We start from the raw sequence: 24,169 nt of genomic DNA on the forward strand, positions 1-24,169 counted from the left end.
GGGCTCATCGCATGGATTGGGACATCGCATGGATTGGGACAATGCGCGCATCTTCCTCGCGGTGGCGCGATCGGGCCAGTTTCTCGCAGCGGCGCGGCAACTGGGCCTCGACCATGCGACGGTCGCGCGTCGTGTGAGCGCGCTGGAAAAGGCGCTCGGCTCCGCCCTGTTCGAGCGCCGCACCACCGGCTGCGTGCCCACGCCGGCCGGGGAGCGGTTTCTTGCCTCTGCCGAGCGGATCGAGGCCGAAATGCTCTCGGCGCAGGCCGATCTCGCGGCAACCGGGCTCGATGTCTCGGGCACGGTGCGGATCGGCGCGCCCGATGGTTTCGGCACATTGTTTCTCTCGCCGCGGCTCGGCAAGCTCGCGAGCCTGCATCCCGGCCTCACCATCCAGCTTGTGCCGGTGCCGCGTGCCTTTTCGCTCTCGAAGCGCGAGGCGGATATCGCGATCACCATCGACAGGCCGGAAGCGGGCCGCCTCGCCATCCGCAAGCTCACGGATTACACGCTCCACCTCTATGCCGCACGGAGCTACCTCTCGAAACACGGGGAACCGGAGAGCCGCGAGGCGCTGAAGGCGCATCAGCTCGTGACCTATGTACAGGACCAGCTCTTCTCGCCCGCGCTGAACTTCATGCCCGACCTTTTCGGGCCGGATTATCGCCGCCTCGAATGCGTCAGCGCGGTGGGGCAGGATGCGGCAGTGCAGGCCGGCGCGGGCATCGGAATCCTGCATGATTACCACGCCGCGAAGAATGCGAGCCTCAAGATGGTTCTGCCCGAGCTTTCTTTCCGCCGCACCTACTGGCTCGCCACGCATCTCGACACGCAGGCGAGCTTGCGAATCCGAACGGTTGCGGATTTCATTGTCGCGGAGGTGCAGGCCCATCGCGCCTTTTTCGAATCTGAGGCGGCAGCAGGCGAGGCATGAAAAACCGCACCGGTGGGGGAGCGGGCTTTTGCCTTTCGGCGGGAAAATCAGGTGCTCAATCGTCGCGATAAATCCTCTCGCGGCGCTCATGGCGCTCCTGCGCCTCGATGGACAGGGTCGCGATGGGGCGGGCATCAAGGCGCGCCAGGGTAATGGGCTCGCCGGTTTCCTCGCAATAGCCGTAGGAACCATCCTCGATGCGGGCCAGCGCCGCGTCGATCTTGGCGATGAGCTTGCGCTGGCGATCCCGCGCGCGCAGTTCGATGGCGCGGTCGCCTTCCGAGGAGGCGCGATCCACAAGGTCGGGATGCGCATCGGTATCGGATTGCATGGCGGTGAGGGTCAATTCCGCGTCGCGGATGATCTCGTCCTTCCAGGCGATCAGCTTGCGGCGGAAATACTCGCGCTGCCGGTCATTCATGAAGGGCTCGTCCTCCGAAGGACGATAACCGGATTCGAGATTGACGACCTTGCCCGGCGGGGGCTTTGCGCCGGCAGCCTTTTCGGCCTCCGCCATGGTCGTTTCTTCCGCCCTGCGCGCCATCTCGACTCACTCCCCTGATGCTACGCAACGATCTCGCCCGCACATAACGCGAGAGCCGCAACGAAACAATGACGCTGCGGGGCGATATCACAGAATCATGCGGAAAGGGCCCGGAAGTGCGTCCAATCTGCGACAGCACGCCGCAAGGCGTTGCCAAATGGGGCAATCAGCCGCGTTGGGCCTTGCGCAATTTGGCGAGTTCGACAGCAGCGCGCAGGTCGATGCTTTCGAGAATCCCGTCAAGTCGCGGGTCTCCGCTGAAGCCCTCGTCACGCATCGCGACCGCGAGGCGATTCAGAAGGTCGGGGGTCGGCGAGCCGGCGAGGAGGGCGATCTTCAGTTCGTCGAGCAGGTCGAGCAGGCTATGTCCGCGGCGCAAGCCCCGGCGACGGCGCTCCCTGGTCGTGTCCTCGGACTGAATGGCAATCAGCGCCTCGAGACCGCCGAGGACCGAGGCTGGCGCGGCACCTTCGGCCTTCGCCGTGGCCGTGCCGGAATCGAGGGTGAACCGCGCACCCGCTGACCCGCCCACACGGGCGGAACGGCTGGAAGCGACCGCGTTCACATTCCTCTGATCGACGATCCGCATCGGCTTTCCAAACCTTTTCCGGAAGCCCGGTTTCCCCCCAGGCCTTCACCGGTTCCCGAAATGTGCGGCAAAGGTGGTTAAGCGAGGGTAACCAAGGCAGGAAAATTCTGCCGCATGGGGCGAAATGTGCCGGGCAATACATGGAAAACCGCAGAAAGTTCGAGAGATTTTCGTGAATTTTTCAAGAGACTTAGCCTCTATTTCGATTTGGCATGCCAATCGCAGGCGAAAGTGCCAGAACGTCTCCTGTCTCGCGTGCGTTCACCCGTTTTTCAAAATGTGTAGCGGCTCGACCCGAAGCAAAGCGGGTCTGTCGCGGCCAGGAGCAAGAGGCATGCGGATGAACACTGGATTGATCGAGCAGCTGGGAGGCCTGCGCGACATCGTTCTGGCGGCGAGCCTCGCGGCTGTCGGCATCGTGTTGGCGGCCACGCCGGATGCGAAGGCGCTGTCGCGCATCAAGGACCTCGCGAATGTCGAGGGCGTGCGCGAGAACCAGCTAGTGGGCTACGGTCTCGTCACCGGCCTCAACGGCACGGGCGATACACTGAACAACTGCCCGATGACCCGCCAGTCCATGCAGGCCATGATGGAGCGCCTCGGCGTGAATACACGCGGCGCGAACATCCGCACCGCGAACATCGCGGCCGTGATGGTCACAGCCAACCTTCCCGCCTTCTCCACGCAGGGCACGCGGCTCGACGTGACCGTCTCCGCCCTCTGCGACGCCAAGTCGCTGCAGGGCGCGACACTTCTGGCCACCCCGCTCCTGGGCGCCGATGGCGAGGTCTATGCCGTGGCGCAGGGCTCGCTGGCCATTTCCGGCTTCGCGGCCGAGGGCGAGGCGGCACGCATCACGCGCGGAGTTCCAACGGTGGGCCGCATCGCGAATGGCGCGCTGATCGAGCGCGAGGTAGATTTCCAGCTCAACAAGCTGAACAACCTGCGCCTGTCGCTGCGCAACCCGGATCTCACCACGGCCCGGCGCATTGCCGCGGCCATCAATGATTTCCTCGGGGCAGACACGGCCGAGCCAACCGACCCCTCGACCGTGGTCGTGCAGGTTCCGCGCGCGTTCCCGGGCAACATGGTGCGCCTGCTGACAGAAGTGGAGCAGCTGCGCATCGAGCCTGACCAGCGCGCCCGTGTGATGATCGACGAACGCTCCGGCATCATCGTAATGGGCAAGGATGTGCGTGTCAGCCAGGTGGCCGTGGCGCAGGGCAATCTGACCGTGACCATCACCGAGCAGCCGGAAGTTTCCCAACCCGAGCCATTCGCCCGCGGGCAGACCGTGGTGGTGCCGCGCACCGGCATCCGGGTCGATACGGATGACAAGAGGAAGCTCGCGATCGTGCGGGACTCTGTCTCGCTCCGCGAATTGGTAGATGGCCTCAATGCCCTCGGCGTGGGTCCGCGCGACCTGATCTCGATCCTGCAGGCCATCAAGGCGGCGGGTGCCCTCCAGGCCGATATCGAGGTGATGTGATGAACCCGATCGGCAGCAACCCGGATTATGCCGTCCAGATCCAGCAGGCGAAGGCCGCCGGCCTTCTCCCCAAGGGCATGCCCGTGAACCGCAAGGCGTGGGAAACCGCGCAGGGGCTCGAGGCGAACTTCTTCCAGACCATGCTCGGCTCGATGTTCGAGGGCGTGGATGGCGAGGGCCCCATGGGGGCTGGCCCCGGCCAGGATGCCTGGCGCGGAATGCTGATCGAGAAATACGGCCAGAACATCGCCGCGAAAGGCGGCGTCGGCCTGGCACCGCAGATCTATCGTGAAATGTTGCGTCACCAGGAGTTGTCTGCCCATGCGTCCCAAAGTTCCGGCCTCTGAACGTCCCGACCTGCGCCCGAAGGTGACGCGGCCGGATGAGGCGGAGGCACTCGTTTCCTCCGCGCTGGCGGCTCTCGATGTCCTCGAGCCGCTGATCGAGAAGGAAACCGAACTCTTCCGGAAAGGCCGCGTGCGCGAGGCGCTCTCCCTCGCCATGACCAAGAACGAGGCGGCACAGGATTACACGCGCTGCCTCGAGACACTGAAATCCAACGCGATCGCCATCGGGCGCTTCCAGCCCTCGAACCTGGAGGGCCTGAAGGTTCGGCACGAGGCCTTCGCGCGGCTCATGAGCCTCAACATGGCCGTTGTGGCGACGGCACGCACGGTTTCCGAGGGCCTCATGCGCGATCTCGCCGATACGCTCGGCCAGAATTCGAGCCCGAAAACCTATCTGCGTGGCGGCGGCATGCACCGCAAGGCGGGGACAGCGCCGCTCGCGCTCTCGAAGGCGGTTTGAACGGGCGTTGAGCTGCCTTGATGCACTTTCTCATGGCGCTTGACCCTGATTTGACGTGATTGGATTCAGCCGCACGTAACCAAATCTCTGAACGAAACATAAATCCGCATCCGTTAGCTTGGTTGTCGAGGTCGAGTATTCCGCTCGACCTGTCATGAAGCGAGGATGGCTTCCATGGAAACGCGTTTGACCCCGACGGTCGGCGCTGCGGCGATTGGCCCGGTGCGCGTAGAAGCAGCGCCCGTTCGGAACGCCGTTCGAACCGATCTTGCGCCGCCGAAGGCGGTTTCGGCCCAGGCTGGCGCCGAACAGGTGCGGCAGTCCCGCGACCGGCGCGAGGGCGGAACTTCAGGCGGCAGGGAGACGAGTTCGTCCTTCGACGTCGATCGCGAGACGGGCGAACTCATCTACAAGGTGATCGACCAGGTCACCCAGAGCGTTCTGTCGCAGTATCCTTACGAGGGCCTGCTGAAGTTGAGGGCCTATATCAAGTCAGCGGAAGCGCGGGAGTGAGACCTCCCCCGCCGGGGCCAGGACTTTCCTGCCCCGGCTTTTCTGTCCGCTTTCGGCAAGCATGGTTCGCAAGTTCTTTTTTGTTAAGGTTACCAAATTTAACCAAGCCTTAGCCGCTTGGCGTGCATCCTCCTTCCAGAAAAACCACCGCGCCTGGCCGCTTGTTCCCGACTAACGGGCTAAAGCGAAAGAAATCCCCAGCCAGCCGGTGTTTCACAGAAGGTGACGCCGATGATCCCGACCAACTCCTCGATGACTTCGAGTATTTCGATCCTCAAGCGTACGAACGAACTGTTCGATCTCACGCAGAAGCGGGTCGCCTCGGGCAAGCAGGTCTTCTCCTCCACCGACGATGCCGCCCGCTATCGCCTCAGCGAGAACCTCCTGGGCCGCAACGGCCAGCTCAAGAGCATCAACGACAACGTCTCGCTCGGCCTCGCCACGCTGGAGACGACCGACAACACGCTGAAGCAGATCAGGGGCCTGGTCCAGTCGGCCCTCACCCTCGTCTCGAAGGCGCAGAACGAAGGCTCGAATGGCGTCCGCGCCACCACTTCCACCGCAGCGCTGGACCCGAACTCGGTTGTGACCGGCGTCACCGTGGGCTCGATCTTCTCGATCACCTCGGACAAGGGCAGCACCTTCACCTATACCTTCAACTCCACCAGCGTGACCTGGGGCGAGGTGGCCAATGCGCTCAACGCCTCGAATATCGGTGTCATGGCCGATTTCGTGCCGGGTTCAGTCGCCGGAACCTCGAACCTGCGCTTCCGGTCGATCAACGACAAGGATTTCACCTTCAACGCCACAACCGACCAGAACGTGATGGACGATCTGGCCAGCCTCACCTCCCCCACCGGGCAGGTCTTCAACCCCAACAACCTGTTCGCGAACGGCCTTCTGCCCCCGGCGGCAGGAGAAACGGGCTTCACGGTGGGCTATGGCGGCCATGTCACGGGCACAATCGCCGGCGGCGTCACGCTCGCCACCGTCATTCCGGCCGGCTCCAGCATCGTGTTCGAGGATGGCAACGGCCAATACCGCACCATCAACTACGGCGTGGCGACCACGGTAGGCCAGTTCATCATCGACGTGAACACGATGGGCGCGGGCATCCGGGCGGAACTCGTGAACCAGTCGGGTGGCGTGGGTGGTCCGCTGCAACTGCGCATGCGCAACATGAATTTCGGCAACATGAACATCGTGGGTGCCTCGGGTGCCTTCGCCGCCGGCGGCGCGATGGGCTTCCCCGGCATTATCACTGGTTTCGCCGCCACGCTCACGCAGAACAACGCGCTGCGCCTCGCCTATGGCCAGCAATATGACGCGATCATCGAGAACATCGATTCGCTGGCGCAGAACAATCCTGTACCGCTTGGGCGCAACCTCCTTCAGGGCGAGAACGTCTCGGTGATGCTCGACGAGTTCTCAGGCAACCCGATCAGGCTCGCCGGCGTCATGCTGACGGCGAGCGGCTACCTGACGATGTCGCAGCCCGGCTCCAGCTGGGCGAATGACACCTTCCTGCAGAATTCGGCGACGCAGGCCCGGCAGGCCGAGACCATCCTGCTGCAAACTCAGGCGCAGTTCGCAGCCTTCAACAACTACATTCGCGATCGCTTCGACCTGAACAAGACCTATATGAGCGAAGCGAAGACCCAGGGCGACGAGATCGTGGCCGCCGACCCATCCGAGGAAAGCGCAAGCCTTCTCGCCTTGCAGACCCGACAGCAATTCGCGGTGCAGGCGGTCTCCATCGGCAATCAGGTGCAGCAATCGCTGCTCAAGCTGCTCGGGTGATATCCAGTCCGATCCGAGCGAGAAGAGACAGGGGCCCCAGGGCCCCTTTTGCTTGCTCTGGATTTTAGGGTTGCGTTAGCATTAACAAGCAATCAATCATTTACCGTAAACCCGCATTGCCGCGTTTCCGGCCTTCCGTTTAACGCTGATTTAGAAACGCCTCCCCCACCTTCTGCACGTCGAGGGCCAGCAGGTCTGTGCCTTCGTCGATTCTGGCCAGGATGGCCATTCCGCTTGCAACAGAAGGTGCAACCATGTCTGTCGTTTTCAACGCCGCCACTGCGGCCAACGTCAACATTCTCCAGACCACCAACAAGCTCTTCCAGGTCTCCCAGAAGCGTGTCGCCACCGGCAAGGCGATCTTCGGCGCGGCGGATGACGCCACGAAATACACGATGTCGGAGACGATGCTGAGCCGCTCGGCGAATCTCGACCGCGTCAACAACAACATCTCGACGGCCCTCAAGACCCTCGAATCCACCGATGTCGCGCTGAAGCAGATCCGCAACCTGCTCCAGCAGATGAACACGATGGCGTCGCAGGCGCTGAACGCCGGTTCACAGACCACGGTTCAGGCGACTTCGACCGCCAATATCGGCGAGACGACCGCCGTGGCCGGTGCCTCGGCTGGCATGCGCCTGTCGATCACCGCGGATAATGGCAAGAACTTCACCTACACGCTCACCGGCTCGACCGGCGGCACCACCTGGGGCCAGATTTCGCAGGCGCTGAACAACGCCAATATCGGCGTGACGATGCGCTTCCAGGTGAACGGCACGGGTTCGCAGATCTTCCTCGAATCGACCGACGGCAAGACCGGCTTCACGATCGACGGCGCGACCTCGCAGCAGGTGATCGACGACCTGGCCGGCATCAACTCCGGTTACGATGGTGCCTACGCCGCCTCGAAGTTCATCAACTCGACCAACGTTCCCTCGGGCTTCGGCGGCAGCACCCCCTATGGCCTGCGCTTCGGCACGGGCGGCGCGGTCAGCACCGCCTCGACCTTCGCAGCTTCGTCCGTGGCGGCCGGCACCTCCCTGACCTTCCTCGGCGCGGATGGCGTGGCCCGCACCTGGTCCACGACGACCGTGAAGAACCTCGATGCGGTTCTGGCGGAAATCAACGCGATGAATGCCGGCGTGAAGGCCGAGTTCGTGCAGTCGGCGGCCGGCCAGTTCCGCATCGGCCTGCGCAACCTCGAAGGCAATGCCATCACCGTGCTCAATGGTACCGGCGCCTTCGATTCGGTCAGCGGCTTGGCCCGCTTCAACGCGGCTTCCGGCTCGCCGATCGTGCAGGGCAACCCGATCCTCGGCTCGACGAACAACGCCCGTCGCCTCGAGCTCGGCCAGCAATATGAAGCCTACAAGGTGGAAATCACGAACATCATCAACAACAACGTGGTTCAGGCGGGTCGCAACCTCCTCCGGGGCGAGGGCATGAGCGTGATCCTGAACGAGTTCGCCGCCAACCCGATCGCCATCAATGGCGTGAACACGACGGTGACCGGCAATCTCGGCCTGATCGCCCTCGGCTCGTCCTGGACCACCACGGGCAACATCACCACCTCGCTGGGCCAGGCCCAGACGGCGTTGACGGTTGTCAACAACCTGCAGGCGCAGTTCGGCAACTACGCCTCGTTCATCCAGGATCGCTACGATCTCAACAAGGAGTTCTCGAGCAACATGAAGACCTTGGGCGATGATCTCGTGGCGGCGGATGTCGCCGAGGAATCGGCCAAGCTGACGGCGCTGTCGACCCAGCAGCAATTCGCGGTCCAGGCCTTCTCGGCCGGCTCGTCGAATGCGCAGTCCCTGCTCCGCCTGCTCGGCTGATCCCGCCCTTCTTTCCGCAATCAAACCAGAAGAGGCCCGCTTCGGCACCGAAGCGGGCCTTTTTTCATGGGCGCGGGCAACAGGCTGTTTCAGAATCGTTAACCATCTTCCCTTAGGAATTGATAATGCTCGTCCGACTGCCTTCCGGTGCAACGCGAGCGGCCAGAAGGCCGTTAACCCGCACGGATCGTCGATCGGCAGCCTCCGTTCCTGCGAACGGGGGGTCGCACCAGTTCAGGTTCCGGAGCTCCAGAATGAAGTCGGCAGTGATGTTCGCCAAAGCCGTGGATTGCCAGCTCAATGGCAAGCCCGACGAAGCCAAAGAGCTTTACAAGAAACTGCTGCGATACTACCCGGAATCGTCCGAAGTGCTGGGCAACCTGGCCGTGCTCGTGAAAAAGGACGGCCATGTGCGACTCGCCGAGCAGATGCTTCGCCGGGCGGTCAATGCCAATCCGCAGAACTTTTCGGCGCTGACGACGCTCGCGAACATCAAGATCGCGGACCAGAAATACGCCGAAGCGAAGAAATTCAATGACATGGCGCTCGCGATCGCTCCTGCGGATCTGGATGCCATCGTCAATGAGGGCGTGCTTTTCATCCACGACAACAAGCTCGACGAGGCCGAATTCAATTTCTGGCAGGTGATGCAGCGCGACCCGAAGCACATCACCGCGCGCATGAACTTCGCCAATGTCCGTCGCCTTAAGAAGGACAACATCGACAACACGATCGCGATGCTGAAGCAGGTCGCCGAACAGGACCCCGGCAACGTCGTGGTCAATCTGATGATCTGCGCCGCCAATCAGGATGCGCAGCGCTTTGTCGAAGCCATCGGCTATGCCGAGAAGGCTCTGGCGGCCAGCAACGGCAAGTCGGTCGATGCCCTGAACGCGCTCGCGACCTGCCATATCGTGCTCGGCGAACTCGAAGAGGCGGTCGAGATCTTCCAGCGCTCGCAGGCCATCAGCCCCGACAACGTGCTGACCGGCACGGCCTATCTCTTCGCGCTGAACTACGACGACCGCCGCACCCCGAAGGAGGTCTTCCACGAATATCAGCGCCTGGCGCACCTGCTCGGCAAGGACAAGGTTCAGTACAACCATTCCAAGCGCGGGAAGATCGAAGGCCGGCGCATTCGCATCGGCTATGTCTCGCCCGACTTCTACACCCATGTCGTATCGTTCTTCATCGAGCCGATCCTGCGAAACCACGATCGCACCCGCTTCGAGGTCATCGCCTATGCGAACGTGATGAAGCCGGACGAGCACACGGTGTATCTCAAGCGCTATTTCGACAAATGGGTCGATGTCGTGCGCATGAACGACGATGAAATGGCCGCCCAGATCCGCGCCGACGATGTCGATATCCTGATCGACCTCGCGGGCCACACCCATGGCAACCGGCTGCCCGTGCTGGCGATGAAGCCCGCGCCCATCCAGGCAACCTATCTCGGTTTCGGCTACACCACCGGCTTCGACCAAGTGGATTACTTCATCGGCGACGAAAACTTCACCCCGCCGGGCGCGGAGGCCTATTTCAGCGAGAAGGTGCTGAACATCTCCGCGCCGCTCTTCGCCTATAACCCGCCATGGCATCGCGCGCCCGAAATCGTTCCGCCGCCGGCGCTGACGAAAGGCTACGTGACCTTCGGCACCATGACCCGCATGGTGCGCCTCAACACGCGCCTTCTGATGGTCTGGAAGCAGATCCTCGATCGCGTCCCCGGCAGCAAGCTGCGCTTCGACCAGAAGACCATGGACGATCCCGAAACGGTGGAGCGCTTCTACCGCCGCCTCGAAGGGCTGGGCTTCGAGCGCAGCCGCTTGGAACTCGTGAGCACGCCGGAGCACTGGAACGGCTTTCGCGAATTCGATATCGCGCTCGATTGCTGGCCGCATAATGGCGGAACAACGACCTTCGAAGCCCTGTTCTCGGGCGTGCCGGTGGTGGGGAAGCGCGATCGCGTCTCGGTCGGCCGTTTTGCCGACACGGTGCTGAAACCGCTCGGCATGGAAGAGTGGATCGCCGACACGCCGGAAGAATTCGTGGAACTCGCGGTGAAGCTCGCAAGCGATCTGCCGCGCCTCGCGGATATTCGCGCGAACCTGCGCAAACGGATGACCGAGAGCGCTTTCTTCGATTTCAAGGCGCGCACGCGCGGGCTCGAGGCCGGATATTACGAGATGGTGCGCCGCTACAATGAGGAACGGGCATGAAAGCGGTCATCCTCGCGGGCGGCCTTGGCACCCGCATCTCCGAGGAAACGCATCTGCGGCCCAAGCCGATGATCGAGATCGGCGGAAAGCCGATCCTATGGCACATCATGAAGATGTATTCCGCCCATGGCGTGAATGAATTCGTGATCTGCTGTGGCTACAAAGGCTACATCATCAAGGAATACTTCCAGAACTATTTCCTGCACATGTCGGATGTAACCTTCGACATGCGCAAGAACCGCATGGACGTGCATCGCGAGCAGGCGGAACCCTGGCGTGTCACACTCGTCGATACCGGCGAAGACACCATGACCGGCGGCCGCCTGAAGCGCGTGGCACGCTATCTGCGCGACGAGGAAGCCTTCTGCTTCACCTATGGCGACGGTGTGACAAGCCTCGATATCGCGGCCACGCTCGCGTTCCACAGGGCGCATGGAAAGCTCGCGACCGTCACCGCCGTGCTGCCTCCCGGTCGCTTCGGCTCGCTCGGCCTTGATGGCGACCGCGTGACGGGCTTCATCGAGAAGCCGCGCGGCGAAGCGGGCTGGATCAATGGTGGATTCTTCGTGCTCTCGCCGAAGGTGATCGACTATGTCGAATCCGATTCCATGAGCTGGGAGCTGGAGCCCATGCGCGCGCTCGCCGCCGAGGATCAGCTCCGCGCCTTCCAGCATGACGGCTTCTGGCAACCGATGGATACCCTGCGCGAAAAGAACCTGCTCGAGGAGCTCTGGGCCTCCGGCAAGGCCCCGTGGAAGACATGGTAGCGACGGCCTCGCCAGGTTTCTGGCACGCCAAGCGCGTTCTTCTCACCGGCCATACCGGCTTCAAGGGCGGGTGGACGGCGCTTTGGCTCGCCCGCATGGGCGCGAAGGTCACGGGCATCGCATTGCCGCCCAACACCCATCCGAGCCTCTTCGAGAAACTCGGTCTTGCGAGCCTCGTCGAGAGCCATTTCCGCGACATCCGCGACCGCGAGGCCCTAGCCCGGCTGGTGCGCGCGGTAAAGCCCGAGATCGTGATCCACATGGCCGCGCAGCCGCTCGTGCGCGCGAGCTATCGCGAGCCGGTCGAGACCTTCGCCACGAACATCATGGGCACGGCGCATCTGCTGGATGCAATGCGCGGGCTCGCTGAGCCGCGCGCGATCGTCATGGTCACGACCGACAAGGTCTATCACAATCTCGAATGCCCCTTCCCCTATCGCGAGGAGGACGCACTCGGCGGTTACGACCCCTACAGCGCGAGCAAGGGCGCGAGCGAAATCGTGATCGCGAGCTACCGCGACGCGTTCCTGCGCGCTGAAGGCAAGGCCATCGCTTCGGCGCGCGCGGGCAATGTGATCGGCGGCGGCGACTGGTCCGGGGATCGCCTCATTCCCGATGCCGTGCGCGCCTGGCTTTCCGGCAAGCCGCTGGAAATTCGCCGTCCGCAGGCCATCCGCCCCTGGCAGCATGTGCTGGAGCCGGTCAACGCCTATCTCGTGCTGGCCGAACGGCTCTGGGCCGATACCAGCCTCGCCGGCGCCTATAATTTCGGCCCCAACACGCATGAAGCCGCGACCGTTCGCGCGGTGATCGAACGTGCGCGCGCCGGTTTCCCCAAGGCCGAGGTGATCTACGGCGACGGCACCGCAGGCCCGCACGAAGCGGGCTGGCTGGCGCTGGAAACGGCGCTCGCGCGCACGAAGCTCGGCATTCTGCCGCGCTGGGGCATCGCCGAAAGCGTTGCCCGCACCATGGCGTGGTACAAGGCGGAAGCCGAAGGGCAATCCGCCCTCGCCCTCTGCGATGCCGATCTTGCGGCGTTCACGGAGGCGGCATGAGCATGCTTGCGGTCTCGTCCCTGCCGCTCGACGGCCTGATGCGTGTGGAGCGCAAGCGGCTCGGAGATGCGCGCGGTTTCCTCGCGCGTCTGTTTTGTGCCGAAACGCTTCGCTCGGCGGGCTGGGTGAAGCCGATCGCGGCGATCAACCACACCTATTCAACGCTGAAGGGCACGCTGCGTGGCATGCATTTCCAGCACGCGCCCCATGCCGAGATGAAGCTCGTCACCTGCATCCGCGGGGAAATCCTCGATGTCGCGCTCGATCTGCGCGCAAGCTCGCCGAGCTTCAAAAGCTGGCACGCCGAAACGCTCTCCGCCGAGAATGGCCGGGCGATGCTCATTCCCGAGGGGTTCGCGCATGGATTCCAGGCCCTGACCGATGATGTCGAGATTCTCTACTGCCACTCCGCCGCCCATGCGCCGGCGGCCGAGGGAGCGGTGAATGCGCTCGATCCCGCTTTCGGGATCACCTGGCCCCTGCCCGTCTCGGCGATTTCCGAGCGGGACAAGCGCCATCCGATGACCGATTCCAGTTTCAAGGGGATCATCCTGTGAAATGCCGGCATTGCGGCACGCCGCTTCGTCATACCTTTCTGGATCTCGGCGCTTCTCCGCCTTCCAACGCCTATCTCTCGGCAGAAGGGCTCAAGGCGCCGGAGACGTGGTTTCCGCTGCGCCTGATGGTGTGTGACGCCTGCTGGCTGGTTCAGACCGAGGATTATGCGGGCCGAGAGGCCCTTTTCACCGAGCAATACGCCTATTTCAGTTCCACCTCGACGAGCTGGTTGAAGCATTCGCAGGCCTATGTCGAGGCGATGCGCGCCCGGTTCGGCCTCGGCCCGCAAAGCCATGTCGTGGAGATCGCCGCGAATGACGGCTACCTCCTGCAATATGTGAAGGCGGCAGGCATTCCCTGCACGGGCATCGAGCCGACGCGCAGCACGGCGCAGGCTGCGCGCGCCAGGGGCATCGAGATCATCGAGGAATTCTTCGGTGTCGCTCTTGGCGAGAAACTCGCGCGCGAAGGCAAGGCCGCTGACCTGACGGCCGCGAACAACGTGCTCGCGCATGTGCCGGATATCAACGATTTCGTCGGCGGCTTTTCGAAGCTCCTCAAGCCGCAGGGCGTTTCAACCTTCGAATTCCCCCATCTTCTCAACATGGTCGCACTGAACCAGTTCGATACCGCCTATCACGAGCATTACTCCTATCTCTCGCTCACGGCCGTGCATCGCATCTTCGCGGCAAACGGGCTCAGCCTGTTCGATGTCGAGGAAATTCCAACGCATGGCGGCAGCCTGCGCGTCTTCGCCCGGCGCACCGACACGGGCAAGCACGCGATCACCCCCGCCGTGGCTGCGATGCTCGCGCGGGAGGAGGCGGCGGGCCTGACGCGGCTTGAATACTACACTCCCTTCCAGAAGCAGGCCGAGCGGGTGAAGGACGACATTGTCGCCTTCCTGATCGAGGCGAAGCAGAAGGGCCTGCGTGTCGGCGCCTATGGCGCGGCGGCAAAAGGCAACACGCTGATGAATTTCGCCGGCATCCGGCCCGATCTGGTGCCTTACGTGGTCGATCGCGCGGCGGCAAAGCAGGGGCGCTTCATGCCCGGCAGCCGCATCCCCATCGTGGAAGAGGCGCATCTCTGGGCGGACAAGCCTGATCTTGTGCTGATCCTGCCCTGGAACATCCGCGCCGAAGTGATGGGGCAGCTCGCAGGGATCCGCGCCTGGGGCGGAAAATTCATCGTCGCGGTGCCGAAGATGGAGGTGACATGATCGTCATCCACCCCACTGCCCGCATCTCGAAACTGGCGGATATCGAGGATTCAACCCGAGGCACGCGCATCGAGATCGGCGCGCATTCGGTGATCGACAGCTTCGTGAAGATCAAGCCGGCCGGCGGCTCCGGGGATCTCGTCATCGGGGAACATGTCTATCTGAATTCCGGCTGCGTGCTCTACACGGGCCAGGGAATCCGTATTGGCGATTCGGTGGCCGTCGCGGCGAATTGCACCTTCGCGCCGGTGAACCACGCCTACAGGGATGCCTCGCGCCTCATTCGCGAGCAGGGCTTCCTGCCCGGCAAGGGCGGTATCGTGATCGAGGATGATGTCTGGATCGGCGCGAATTGCGTGCTGCTCGATGGCGCGACCCTGCGCCGGGGCTGCGTGATCGCCGCCGGCACGCTCGTGAAGGGCGAATGCGAGGCCTATACGGTTTATGCCGGCAATCCGGCGAGACCGATCGGGAAACGCGCATGAGCCAATTCACCATCCTCGGCGCGAGCGGCACGGTGGGGCGAGCCCTCGCCGAATATCTGCGCGCGGCAGGCGAAGAGGTTCTCGCCCCGGCGCGTGGCGATGATGCGATCTGGCGCGAGGATCTTGGCCGCGTGGTCTATTGCATCGGCGTCACCGCAGATTTCCGCACACGCCCGCTGGAAACGATCGAGGCGCATGTCACCGTGCTGCATCGCCTGCTCGCCGAAGCGCGGTTCGAGCGGCTGGTCTATCTTTCCTCCACCCGCGTCTATGGCGGTGTGGGCGCAGATGATGCGCCGGCCCGGGAAGACCGCACGCTGACGGTTGATCCGCATTCGGGCTCAGACCTCTACAACCTCTCGAAGCTCATGGGCGAGAGCCTTTGCCTGCACGGGAGCAAGGGCCGGGCCTGCGTGGCGCGACTCTCGAATGTCGTGGGCGGGGAGGACGAGGACAGCCAGAACTTCCTGCCGTCGCTGCTGCGCGAGGCGCGCGCGGGGCATGTCCATCTGCGCTCGGCGCTGGATTCCGCCAAGGATTACATCCACATCGAAGATGCCGTGGCCGTGCTCACCACCCTTGCGAAAGGCCCGTCACAGGGCATCTACAATGTCGCGAGCGGTATTCGCACCCCGCATTCCGAGTGGATCGCCGCCATCCAGGCCGCGACCGGCGCAACCCTGAGCGTGGAGGCGAACGCCCCGCGCATCCTCTTCCCGCCCATCGACATCACCCGAATCCGCTCCGAATGCAGCGTGCAGCCGCGCTCGCCGGTGGAGAGCATTTTCCCTGATTTCCGCGCGGCCCCGTCCCGCAGCCAGAAATCCGCCTGAAGGAGGCCCCATGGAACCGATCGCCGCATTCGCCGAGGAACGCCGCCAGCATCTCGCGGCCTACGCGAAGGACACCGAGTTCCGGAGCCTGTCGCAGCGCTGGCTCGAAGCCTCGATGCGCAGGAAATACGTCTACAATTTCGATTGGCTTGGACGCCCGATCATCCAGTACCCGCAGGATATGTGGGCGGTGCAGGAGCTGGTCTGGCAGGTGCGGCCGGATCTCATCATCGAGACCGGCATTGCCCATGGTGGTTCGCTCATCCTCTCGGCCAGCATGCTGGCGATGCTCGATTATTGCGACGCCATGGCGGCCGGCAAGACACTCGATCCGCGCGCAAGCCAGCGCAAGGTGATCGGCATCGACATCGACATCCGCCCGCACAATCGCGCTGCGCTCGATGCGCATCCCCTGCGCCCGCTACTGCACCTCATCGAGGGGTCGAGCATCGCGGCGCAAACCGTGGCGACGGTGAGGGAGGCCGCGAAGGGTCACAAGACGGTTCTCGTCTTCCTCGATTCCATGCACAGCCACGCACATGTGCTGGCCGAGCTCGAGGCCTATGCGCCGATGGTGACGAAGGGCAGCTATTGCGTGGTGTTCGACTCGTTCGTCGAGGACATGCCCGCGGACCTCTTCCCCGATCGCCCCTGGTCGCCCGGCGACAACCCGAAGACCGCGCTCCACGAATATCTCAGGAGCCACCCCGAATTCATGATCGAAAAGGCGATCGAGGGGCGCCTGATGGTTACGGTTGCCGCTGACGGATTCCTCAAGCGGGTCGCCTGACGGCCGGTTTTGGAACCGTCATGGCGCGGCCGGGCGTGTTTCTACTTTTGGTTGCAAAAAGCGCACGAGTCGGCGAGAATCAAATCGTCTGCAACGAGTTGTTTACACCGTTGTGGTGAAGTTCTCTCGCACCAAGGAGGCCGCCCGTGGCCCTGAAAGTTGAGCTGAAGCCCAACGAACGCATTATCATTGGCACCGCAGTTGTCCGCAACTGTGACCAGCGCACGAGCCTCATCATCGAGGGGAATGCGCCGATCCTGCGCGAGAAGGACATCCTCAGCCCGAAATCGGCGGATACGCCGGCCAAGTTGATCTACATGACCATCCAGTTGATGTACATTGATGGGAAGATCTCTGAAAATATTGGCCTTTACAATAAATTCGTCACGGATTTCCAGAAGGCCGTGCCGAGCGCCACAAACATCCTGATGAGTATTCATAACCACATTCTGGACGGCGAGTTCTATAAAGCCCTCAAGGAAGCAAAGCAGCTTCTGGCGTACGAGAGGAAACTGTTCGAGCATGCAGCCCGCAATTCAGGCGTACAACAAGATCCAGACTCTCGCGCTCAGCCAGCGCGAGCTTGAAGCCCGCGCGCTGCTGAAGGCGGCGAGCAAGCTGCAATGGTTGAAGGAAAACTGGGAGCCAACCATCGCCACGATGGAAGATCCCCTTTCCCACAACCGTCAGGTGTGGACTATCTTCCTCGATGCCGCGACCGACCCGCAGAGTCCCATGCCTCCCGAGATGCGTTCGAACATGATCGGCTTGTGCCGGTTCGTGATCAACCAATGCATGCGGATGCTGTTCGAGCCGGACCCGAAGAAGCTCGATCTCATGATTGAGATCAACCAGCATATCGCAGCCGGCCTGCGCGGACGTGAGGGCTACGACCTGCCGAAGACCGAGCCCCGCAAGCCGGAAATGTCGGCAAGCTGAAGATCAGGGGCGCCGCCGCCCTCCCCAAATGCAGCCCAGATCGCGAGGCGGCCCCTGAAACGGGGCGCCTCTCGTTTGCCGGAACCTTCGCATCATCATGAAAGAGGGCGCCCGAAGGCGCCCTCATCCGTGGCGAATACTTGTCTGCCCGTCAGCGCAGATAGTTCACGAGCGACAATTGCGAGAGCCGCGAGGTGATCGTGTAGCTCGCTTCCAGCGTGGTCTGCAGCGAGGTCAATTGCAGGATCGCCTCTTCCTTGTTGGTGTTCTCGATCTCGGCAAGCACCGAAGTGAGGAAGACTTTCCGGTCCTCGTGACGTGTTTTCGTGCTCAGCAACAGGGCGCCGGCGCGGCCGAAATCCCCGTTCATCTCGAGGATGGCATTGGGGCCGCCGGTGGTGTTCATCACCTGGATCGCACGGCTCGATGCAGCATCATACCGATCCTTCGTGGAGGCGAAGCCCGGCGGATAATCCTCGGCCAGGAACATGCCGAGGGCCACCATGGAATCGCGCAAGGCGGTCTCGTTCGCGCGGGCACCGAGGCTTATCGCCGTGCCGGAATCGATTTCGGCGCGCTGGGTGTCGCGGGCATTCACGAGCGTGTCGTCGTCCCCCCTGTACCAGATCACCGTCGGCAGCGAGCCCACAGGGGCATAGGCGATCGATGTGTCGAAAGGCGGGCCCGCAACACGCTGGACCGGATTGGTGACGGAGCCATCGAAGAACTGGCGGGCCGCGATGAGGCCGGAGGCCGCACGCAATTCGCCCTGGCCAATGGACGAGAGGCGCGAATTGATCGCTGCCTGCAGGTTCGCAGCCGTCGCGGCGGGCGTCGCGCCGATATTGAAGACCGTATCGTCGGCGGTGCCGGCCTCGTTGGCCGCGAAGCCGAGATTCATCGTCTTGCCATCCGGCAAGGTCACCGAGAAGCTGATGCGCTCGCCGTTCAGAGGCAGGCCAGTGAAGTTGAAGTTAATCTGTGGCGGCGCGCCGGCCGGGCCTATCACCGTGATGTTCGACATCGAGCCGCCCACGGAGCCCGCAACGAGCTTGATGCCGAAGGGGTTTCCCACGGCATCCTCGGCGAGGGTCACGTTGCTGCCGACGAGGCTCGTCGTCATGCGGCCGAGGCCGGTGACCCCGAGATCGGCCAGGCGGCGCTCGTCGATCACCTGGCGCAGGCCGGCATTGGTGCCGTCACCCCACATGATCGTGTTGACATCCACCACCGGGCGCGTATCCCGCGTGCGGCCGGAATAGAGGTAGAGCCCCTCATGCTGGGCGTTGAGGGATGTCACCATCTGCTCGAACTGCGCCTGCACCTGCTTCACGGATGCGGTGATCTCCGGATAGCCGCCGGTGCCGCGCGTTTTCAGCATGGTGCCGCGGGCACCATCCACAAGAGTACGCAACTCGTTGGTGCTTTGATCCATGATCTTGAGGCGGATCTCGGTGAGGTCGATGACGTTGGAATAGCCATCGGTCACGCCGGTCTGGTTCCGGAAAGTGAGCGAACTCACGCGCATGTCGCCGAGACCGCCGAAGGTCTGCGATTTCTTGCCGCTGGCGATCTGCTGCTGCAGATCATCCATCTGGCCGCGCATCTGCAACAGCAGCCGAGCATATTGCTGGTTCCGGATGGTGCCGCTCGAGAAGGGGAACATCGAGTTGGTAACGGTCATGGTCAGATCCTCAGCAGGGCGTCGAACATGTCGCGGACGGAAGAGATGATGCGGGCATTGGCAGCGTAGATGTTCTGGATCTCGACGAGATCGGCGAGTTCCTTATCGGTGTTGACACCCGAAACTTCGGAGGCGCGCTCGCGAAGGGTGGAGAGCACCACCTCCTGGCCTTCGGCCAAAGCCGTCGCATTGCTCGATGCCTGGGTCTGCGCCGCAATCATGCGATCGAGGAACAGGCTCGACGTGCCGCGATAGATCGCGGTCGAACCGGTCAGCGCGATGGCCGGGGTGAAATCCGTTTCCCAGCTCTGGAGCTGGTCCCGCAGGAAGCTCGGACGGGCCGGATCGCCGCTGGGCGTGGTGTTCGGTATGGTCTGGAAGACCACGAGGCGGCTGGGATCGGCCAGCAGCGCCGGGTTGACGCGGATGCCAGTCGAGAAGCCGCGCTTCTGCGAGCCGCTGTCGAAAGAGCCGGTATAGAGCTGCGAACCCGCATTGCCATCGACGAAGAGCGGCAGGGCGAGACCCTGGTCGGTCAGCGCCGTCACGGTGGCGCGGGCCGAGAGCGCGTTGATGTCGCGGGTGTTGCCTGCGCCATCATCGAGGATCTGCACGACGCCTGCACCGAGGTTGTTGACGGCAAAGGGCGCGCCCAGCGCCGTGCCGATGGCCGCAATCGCGGCAGGCATGCCGCCGGAGAAGTCGATGCCGTATTCAATGTCGTTCGGGTCGGCGGTCGCGCCCGCCGGAAGCGGCAGCGCGGCGGGGTTCTTCACCGCGATGAACGACACCTTCTGCCGCGTGCCGGCCGGCTGGATCGTGTATTCCAGCGTGACCACGTTGCCGCTCTGCAGCGCATTGAGGTCGAGGTTGAAGCCTTTCTGCAGCCCGACGGTCGCCGCGGTGCCTGCGACCGTGCGATCACCGAGCGAGGTCGTGACCGCCGCGGCGAATTCATCGAGATGCGCCTGGGTCTCCACAAGAATGCGATCTCGCAGATCAAAGAGGGCGGCCATGCTGCCGGAACGGACCAGCCCGTTGCGGGTAAGGTCGATCTGACTGCCGATCGGGTCGGACATCACGAGACGGCCCAACGTGGAGAGCGCCGGGTCCGGATCATAGATGCTGTTTGCGTTAACGGCGAACCGCCCGTCAAACTTTACGCGCAGGCTGCGCCCCTCGATGAAGAGGGGGCCGCCCGAGCTTGTGTAGATGTTGAAGTTTCCGGTGCCGTTATCGAAGGTCTGCAGGTCGAAATAGTTCGAGAGATCATCGATGTAGCGGTCGCGCTCGTCGAGCAGACCCTGGCGGGTCGAATCGTCGAACACCTCATTCAGGCGCTTCGTGGCCTTCTCGATGCCTTCGAGCAAGCCGTTGACCTTCTGGGCATCGTTGGCGATGCGCGCCTCGATCTCGGCGCGCATCGCCTGCACGTTTTCCGACAGCGAGCTGATGCCCGAGGCAAGGCTCTGCGCCTTCGCCAACACTCCCTGCCGGGTCGTGGGCGAGGCCGGATCGGCCGCGAGCTGCTGCATCGCGGTCGAAAAATCCGCGAAGGTCTTGTTGATGCCGTTGGAGCTGCCCGGCTTGCCGAACATCGAATCGATGCGCGAGAGGAAGTCGGCCCGGATGGAGGCATAGCCCCCGCCCGAGGCTTCCGTGCGGAGCTGCTTCTGGATCAGGGTGTCGAGCATGCGATCGACGCCGATCTCGCGCACGGCACCGGCCGTGATGCCGGTGGCGCTCGTCTCCTGCGTGCGCAGGATACGCCGGTTGTAGCCGATCGTGTTCTTGTTCGCGACGTTGCGCGAAACGATGTCCATCTGGGACTGGTTGACCGTCAGCCCCGAGACCGCATTGCTGAGCGCGGAAAGCAGACCCATTTGACCCTCCTGTGCCCGGCCACCCGGCCGGTTCTGAAGCCGCTACCGGACGATGTTGATCGTATCCTGCAGCATCTGTTGCGCCGTGGTGATGATCCGCGTGTTGGCCGAATAGGCCTGCTGCGTGACGATCATCTTCGAGAATTCATCCGCGATATCCGCATTCGAGGCTTCAAGAGACCCGCCGATGAGATTGCGTCCGGCATCGAGATAGATCGGCCCGCCGCTCTGCAGCGTTTCCTCGAACGCCCCGCCATCCTTCCGCTTGAGCAGGTTGTCGGAGGCGAACTGGGCGAGCGGCACCTGCGCGAGCGCAACCGTCTGCCCATTGGAATAGATGCCCGTGACTCGACCGCCCTCGCCGATCTCCAGCCCCGTGCGTATGCCGGAGGGATAGCCATCCTGGGACAAGGTGTTGATGTTCACGGTGCCGTTCGGATCCGCGAACTGGCTCAGGCCGGTCGCGCCAAACACGATATCGATCGCGCCACTCGTCAAACCATCGACCGTGAAGGTTACCGAAACGCTGCCGGAAGCCGGCGCAATCATGGCGCCATTGCTGTCGAAGGTCACGCCGGAGGCCAATTGCGTCCATTTCGGCGCGGCACCGGTCGCATCGGTATCGCTGAGATAATACGCCGACCAGGTCTCCGCGCCAGTCGTGTTCGAGGTCTTGCCCCAGCGGATCTGCGCATCGATCGACGTTCCGATTGTGTTGTAGACCGTGATGGCCTGACCGGCAATCGTTCGGTTCAGGAAGCCGGTCTCGTCGCCCGCGGCAATCGTCGCGCCGGTATAGGCCGCGCCCGAGAGAAGCTCGGAGCCGGGGATCGTGACGTCCGACAATCCGGTCTGCGGATAACGCGGCAGGTTTGCGCGATAGGTCACCTCGGTGGTGGCACGCGCCGCCAGGTTGTCGTTCGATACGCGGATCACCTGCAACGCCGAACCCGTGGGCGAGCCCGTGATGGGATCGACCGGGTAGCCCATGAGGGAATAGCCCGAGCCGTTCACGAGGAAGCCGTTGCGGTCGAGATCGAAATCGCCGCGCCGGGTGTAGAGGTTCTGGCCACCGAAGACCGGGACGCCATCCGAAACGGAGGTCCGCTGCTTCACGGTGAACAACCCCTCACCGGAGATGGCCATGTTGGTGTTGACCACGCTCGAGAGCACGTCGCCCTGCTTGCTGATCATGTTCCGGCTGAAAGCGCCGACAGACCCCGAGACCTCGCGGCCGCTCGGCAGATCCGGCACCAGCGTGGAAAAAACCGTATCGACCCGCTTGAAGCCGGTCGTGCGCGAATTGGCGATGTTGCCCGAGATGTTCTCGAGCGAAAAACTCTGGGCGGTGAGGCCGGAAACGGCCGTTGTCAGCGCACCGAAGATACCCATGGCAGAAACCTCGTCGTTCAGGGACTGGACAAGCCCCCGGCCGACGAAGCCTTCTGCAAGCGGACCGGGCGCTGCCAGGTCGCACGCAGAATTCATGCCAAAGTTGTGCACATTGATATTACACAACTTATAATTGTGTATGGCATCCCGTGTGCCGCCTCGCAGAACCCTTCTGCCGGGCTGGCGGCAAATTCTGCCGCGTCGGGCATGGCTCGCCAGAAGGCCGGCAAGGCGATGGGCCGCCTCGCCGGTCTTCTGGAGTTCATGCCTGTCCCGAACGGGAATCATGGGGTTACGCTCTGGCCCGACGCGCCAGCCTTCCTGCTCAGCGGATGATGTTGATCACGTCCTGCAGCATGGTCTGCGCAGTGGAAACCACGCGGGTATTCGCGGAATAGGCTTGCTGCGTGATGATCATCTTCGAGAATTCGTCGGCGATGTCGGAGTTCGAATTCTCGAGCGAGCCGCCCAGAATATTCCGCCCGGCATCGACAAGCAGCGGCTGGCCACTCTCGAGGGTCTGCTCGAAGATGCCGCCATCGCCCCGCTTCAGCAGATTGTCGGCCGGGAACTGGACCAGCGGGATCTGTGCGAGCGGCACGGTCTGGCCGTTCGAGTAGGAGCCCATCACGCGGCCACCCTCCCCCACCTGCACACGCTGGAACTTACCGGTCGGATAACCATTCTGGCTGATGCGGTTGGGAACCAGCTGGCCGTTCGGATCGGCGAACTGTGTCAGCCCGACGGTCCCGAAGTTGATGTCGATCGCGGGCGTGGTCACGCCATTCACCGTGAAGGCGAAGGCGGGGATGATGCCGGTGGCCGGGTTGGTGAGCTGGCCCGAGGCGTTGAACTGGATCGTGTTCGAGATCTGCGTCCATTTCGGCGCGGGACCCGTTGCCGCGGAATCCGACAGGTAGTAGGCGCTCCAGGTTTCCGGCGATGCGTTGGTGGTCTTGCCCCAGCGGATCTGGACATTCACCGGCGAGCCGGCCGCGTCATAGACCGTGACCGACTGGCCAGCAATCGTCCGGTCGAGGAAACCGTTCTCATTCACCGCGGCCACTGTCGCTCCGGTAAAGAGCGGGCCGGTCAGGAGTTCCGAACCCGGAACGGTAGGCTTGGCATTGTTCGTCAGCGGATATTTCGGCAGGTTGACGTTATACTCGATCTCGCTGGTGGCGCGGGCCGGCAGATTGTTCGGCGAGATGCGCAGGACCTCAATCGCCGAGCCTATCACCGCACCGTTGAGCGGGTTCACCGGATAACCCATCAGGTAGTAGCCGGTGCCGTTCACCAAATAGCCGTTGCGGTCGAGTTCGAAATCGCCGCGGCGGGTATACAATTGCTCGCCGGCAAAGACAGGCTGGCCCGCCACATCGCCGGTGGGCTCACGGACCGGGAAGAAACCCTCGCCGGAAATCGCGATATGCGTGCCAATCTGGCTCGCCTGAATGTCACCTTCGACGGTCGCGGTGTTGCGGCTGAAGGCGCCCACGCTGCCGGAACGCTCGCGCTTGGGCGGAAGATCCGGGACAAGGTCCGCGAACGACGTGTCGACCCGCTTGAAGCCGGTCGTCCGCGAGTTCGCGATGTTGCCCGAGATGTTTTCAAGGGCGAAGCTCTGGGCGGTCAGGCCCGAGATCGCCGTGGTCATTGCACCGAAGATACCCATGGACGCGAACCTCGATCGCTCACAAGAAAAAACTGGCGGCGAGGGTCACGACGCTAGACCTGACCAGACCCCGGCCTGCCGATGAGGTTCGCAAGGGTCGTGCCAGAGCAACAGAATAATATTTCTCAATAGGTTAGACAGATATACAAC

Annotated in this window: 23 protein-coding genes; 17 read left to right on the top strand and 6 right to left on the bottom strand. The window is 63.0% G+C overall.

Going from position 1 to position 24,169, the window contains the following annotated elements; all coding sequences use genetic code 11:
* Positions 1 to 28 precede the first annotated feature (28 nt).
* A complete protein-coding gene (locus ACKODO_RS15055; RefSeq protein WP_408984263.1) occupies positions 29 to 934 on the top strand; it encodes a LysR family transcriptional regulator in 906 nt (301 codons plus the stop codon).
* 55 nt (positions 935 to 989) lie between these two features.
* Here ACKODO_RS15055 and dksA read toward each other — a convergent pair whose 3' ends face one another.
* Entirely contained in the window at positions 990 to 1,355 is a 366-nt protein-coding gene (gene dksA / locus ACKODO_RS15060; protein WP_408984285.1) for an RNA polymerase-binding protein DksA, read from the bottom strand.
* Between the two features lie 289 nt (positions 1,356 to 1,644).
* On the bottom strand, positions 1,645 to 2,067 hold the full coding sequence (locus ACKODO_RS15065; protein WP_408984264.1) for a flagellar assembly protein FliX: 423 nt from the start codon (positions 2,065 to 2,067) through the stop codon (positions 1,645 to 1,647).
* Between the two features lie 334 nt (positions 2,068 to 2,401).
* Between ACKODO_RS15065 and ACKODO_RS15070 the strand changes: the two genes are divergently transcribed.
* The 16 genes from ACKODO_RS15070 (at position 2,402) to flaF (ending at position 17,385) form a co-directional block, all read left to right on the top strand.
* Entirely contained in the window at positions 2,402 to 3,556 is a 1,155-nt protein-coding gene (locus tag ACKODO_RS15070) for a flagellar basal body P-ring protein FlgI (RefSeq protein WP_408984265.1), read from the top strand.
* Positions 3,556 to 3,903: a rod-binding protein gene (locus ACKODO_RS15075; protein WP_408984266.1), complete on the top strand. Its 348-nt coding sequence runs from the start codon at positions 3,556 to 3,558 to the stop codon at positions 3,901 to 3,903. Before ACKODO_RS15070 ends, ACKODO_RS15075 begins: the two co-directional genes overlap by 1 nt.
* Entirely contained in the window at positions 3,878 to 4,363 is a 486-nt protein-coding gene (locus tag ACKODO_RS15080) for a hypothetical protein (protein ID WP_408984267.1), read from the top strand. Before ACKODO_RS15075 ends, ACKODO_RS15080 begins: the two co-directional genes overlap by 26 nt.
* 174 nt (positions 4,364 to 4,537) lie before the next feature.
* Positions 4,538 to 4,876: a flagellar protein FlaG gene (locus tag ACKODO_RS15085; RefSeq protein WP_408984268.1), complete on the top strand. Its 339-nt coding sequence runs from the start codon at positions 4,538 to 4,540 to the stop codon at positions 4,874 to 4,876.
* Between the two features lie 231 nt (positions 4,877 to 5,107).
* Positions 5,108 to 6,676 (top strand): flagellin, encoded by a 1,569-nt coding sequence (locus ACKODO_RS15090; protein WP_408984269.1) that lies wholly within the window; start codon positions 5,108 to 5,110, stop codon positions 6,674 to 6,676.
* A gap of 254 nt (positions 6,677 to 6,930) precedes the next feature.
* Positions 6,931 to 8,514, top strand: coding sequence for a flagellin (locus ACKODO_RS15095; RefSeq protein WP_408984270.1), 1,584 nt, complete (start codon positions 6,931 to 6,933; stop codon positions 8,512 to 8,514).
* 254 nt (positions 8,515 to 8,768) lie between these two features.
* A complete protein-coding gene (locus ACKODO_RS15100; protein WP_408984271.1) occupies positions 8,769 to 10,733 on the top strand; it encodes a tetratricopeptide repeat protein in 1,965 nt (654 codons plus the stop codon).
* On the top strand, positions 10,730 to 11,500 hold the full coding sequence (rfbF, locus tag ACKODO_RS15105; protein WP_408984272.1) for a glucose-1-phosphate cytidylyltransferase: 771 nt from the start codon (positions 10,730 to 10,732) through the stop codon (positions 11,498 to 11,500). The genes ACKODO_RS15100 and rfbF overlap by 4 nt, the downstream gene beginning before the upstream one ends.
* On the top strand, positions 11,494 to 12,558 hold the full coding sequence (gene rfbG / locus ACKODO_RS15110; protein WP_408984273.1) for a CDP-glucose 4,6-dehydratase: 1,065 nt from the start codon (positions 11,494 to 11,496) through the stop codon (positions 12,556 to 12,558). The genes rfbF and rfbG overlap by 7 nt, the downstream gene beginning before the upstream one ends.
* Positions 12,555 to 13,115, top strand: coding sequence for a dTDP-4-dehydrorhamnose 3,5-epimerase family protein (locus ACKODO_RS15115; protein WP_408984274.1), 561 nt, complete (start codon positions 12,555 to 12,557; stop codon positions 13,113 to 13,115). The genes rfbG and ACKODO_RS15115 overlap by 4 nt, the downstream gene beginning before the upstream one ends.
* On the top strand, positions 13,112 to 14,338 hold the full coding sequence (locus ACKODO_RS15120) for a methyltransferase domain-containing protein (RefSeq protein ID WP_408984275.1): 1,227 nt from the start codon (positions 13,112 to 13,114) through the stop codon (positions 14,336 to 14,338). The genes ACKODO_RS15115 and ACKODO_RS15120 overlap by 4 nt, the downstream gene beginning before the upstream one ends.
* Complete coding sequence (locus tag ACKODO_RS15125; RefSeq protein WP_408984276.1) at positions 14,335 to 14,823, top strand: acyltransferase; 489 nt, start codon at positions 14,335 to 14,337, stop codon at positions 14,821 to 14,823. Before ACKODO_RS15120 ends, ACKODO_RS15125 begins: the two co-directional genes overlap by 4 nt.
* Positions 14,820 to 15,656: an NAD-dependent epimerase/dehydratase family protein gene (locus tag ACKODO_RS15130; protein ID WP_408984277.1), complete on the top strand. Its 837-nt coding sequence runs from the start codon at positions 14,820 to 14,822 to the stop codon at positions 15,654 to 15,656. Before ACKODO_RS15125 ends, ACKODO_RS15130 begins: the two co-directional genes overlap by 4 nt.
* A 10-nt stretch (positions 15,657 to 15,666) precedes the next feature.
* Positions 15,667 to 16,446 carry a cephalosporin hydroxylase family protein gene (locus tag ACKODO_RS15135; RefSeq protein WP_408984278.1) on the top strand — a complete coding sequence of 260 codons (780 nt, stop codon included), beginning with the start codon at positions 15,667 to 15,669 and terminating at the stop codon, positions 16,444 to 16,446.
* A gap of 146 nt (positions 16,447 to 16,592) precedes the next feature.
* On the top strand, positions 16,593 to 17,033 hold the full coding sequence (gene flbT, locus ACKODO_RS15140) for a flagellar biosynthesis repressor FlbT (RefSeq protein WP_408984279.1): 441 nt from the start codon (positions 16,593 to 16,595) through the stop codon (positions 17,031 to 17,033).
* A complete protein-coding gene (gene flaF, locus ACKODO_RS15145) occupies positions 16,969 to 17,385 on the top strand; it encodes a flagellar biosynthesis regulator FlaF (protein WP_408984280.1) in 417 nt (138 codons plus the stop codon). The genes flbT and flaF overlap by 65 nt, the downstream gene beginning before the upstream one ends.
* A gap of 151 nt (positions 17,386 to 17,536) precedes the next feature.
* Here the strand turns inward: flaF and ACKODO_RS15150 are convergent, their stop codons facing one another.
* The 4 genes from ACKODO_RS15150 to ACKODO_RS15165 all read right to left on the bottom strand — a co-directional run bounded on the left by ACKODO_RS15150 (position 17,537) and on the right by ACKODO_RS15165 (position 24,019).
* A complete protein-coding gene (locus tag ACKODO_RS15150) occupies positions 17,537 to 19,069 on the bottom strand; it encodes a hypothetical protein (RefSeq protein ID WP_408984281.1) in 1,533 nt (510 codons plus the stop codon).
* A gap of 2 nt (positions 19,070 to 19,071) precedes the next feature.
* On the bottom strand, positions 19,072 to 20,952 hold the full coding sequence (gene flgK / locus ACKODO_RS15155; protein WP_408984282.1) for a flagellar hook-associated protein FlgK: 1,881 nt from the start codon (positions 20,950 to 20,952) through the stop codon (positions 19,072 to 19,074).
* Positions 20,953 to 20,994: 42 nt separating this feature from the next.
* Entirely contained in the window at positions 20,995 to 22,344 is a 1,350-nt protein-coding gene (locus tag ACKODO_RS15160; RefSeq protein WP_408984283.1) for a flagellar hook protein FlgE, read from the bottom strand.
* Positions 22,345 to 22,669: 325 nt separating this feature from the next.
* Positions 22,670 to 24,019: a flagellar hook protein FlgE gene (locus tag ACKODO_RS15165; RefSeq protein WP_408984284.1), complete on the bottom strand. Its 1,350-nt coding sequence runs from the start codon at positions 24,017 to 24,019 to the stop codon at positions 22,670 to 22,672.
* Positions 24,020 to 24,169 lie beyond the last annotated feature (150 nt).

The sequence above is a fragment of the Rhabdaerophilum sp. genome (genome assembly GCF_046092605.1).
Taxonomy (GTDB): domain Bacteria; phylum Pseudomonadota; class Alphaproteobacteria; order Rhizobiales; family Beijerinckiaceae; genus Rhabdaerophilum.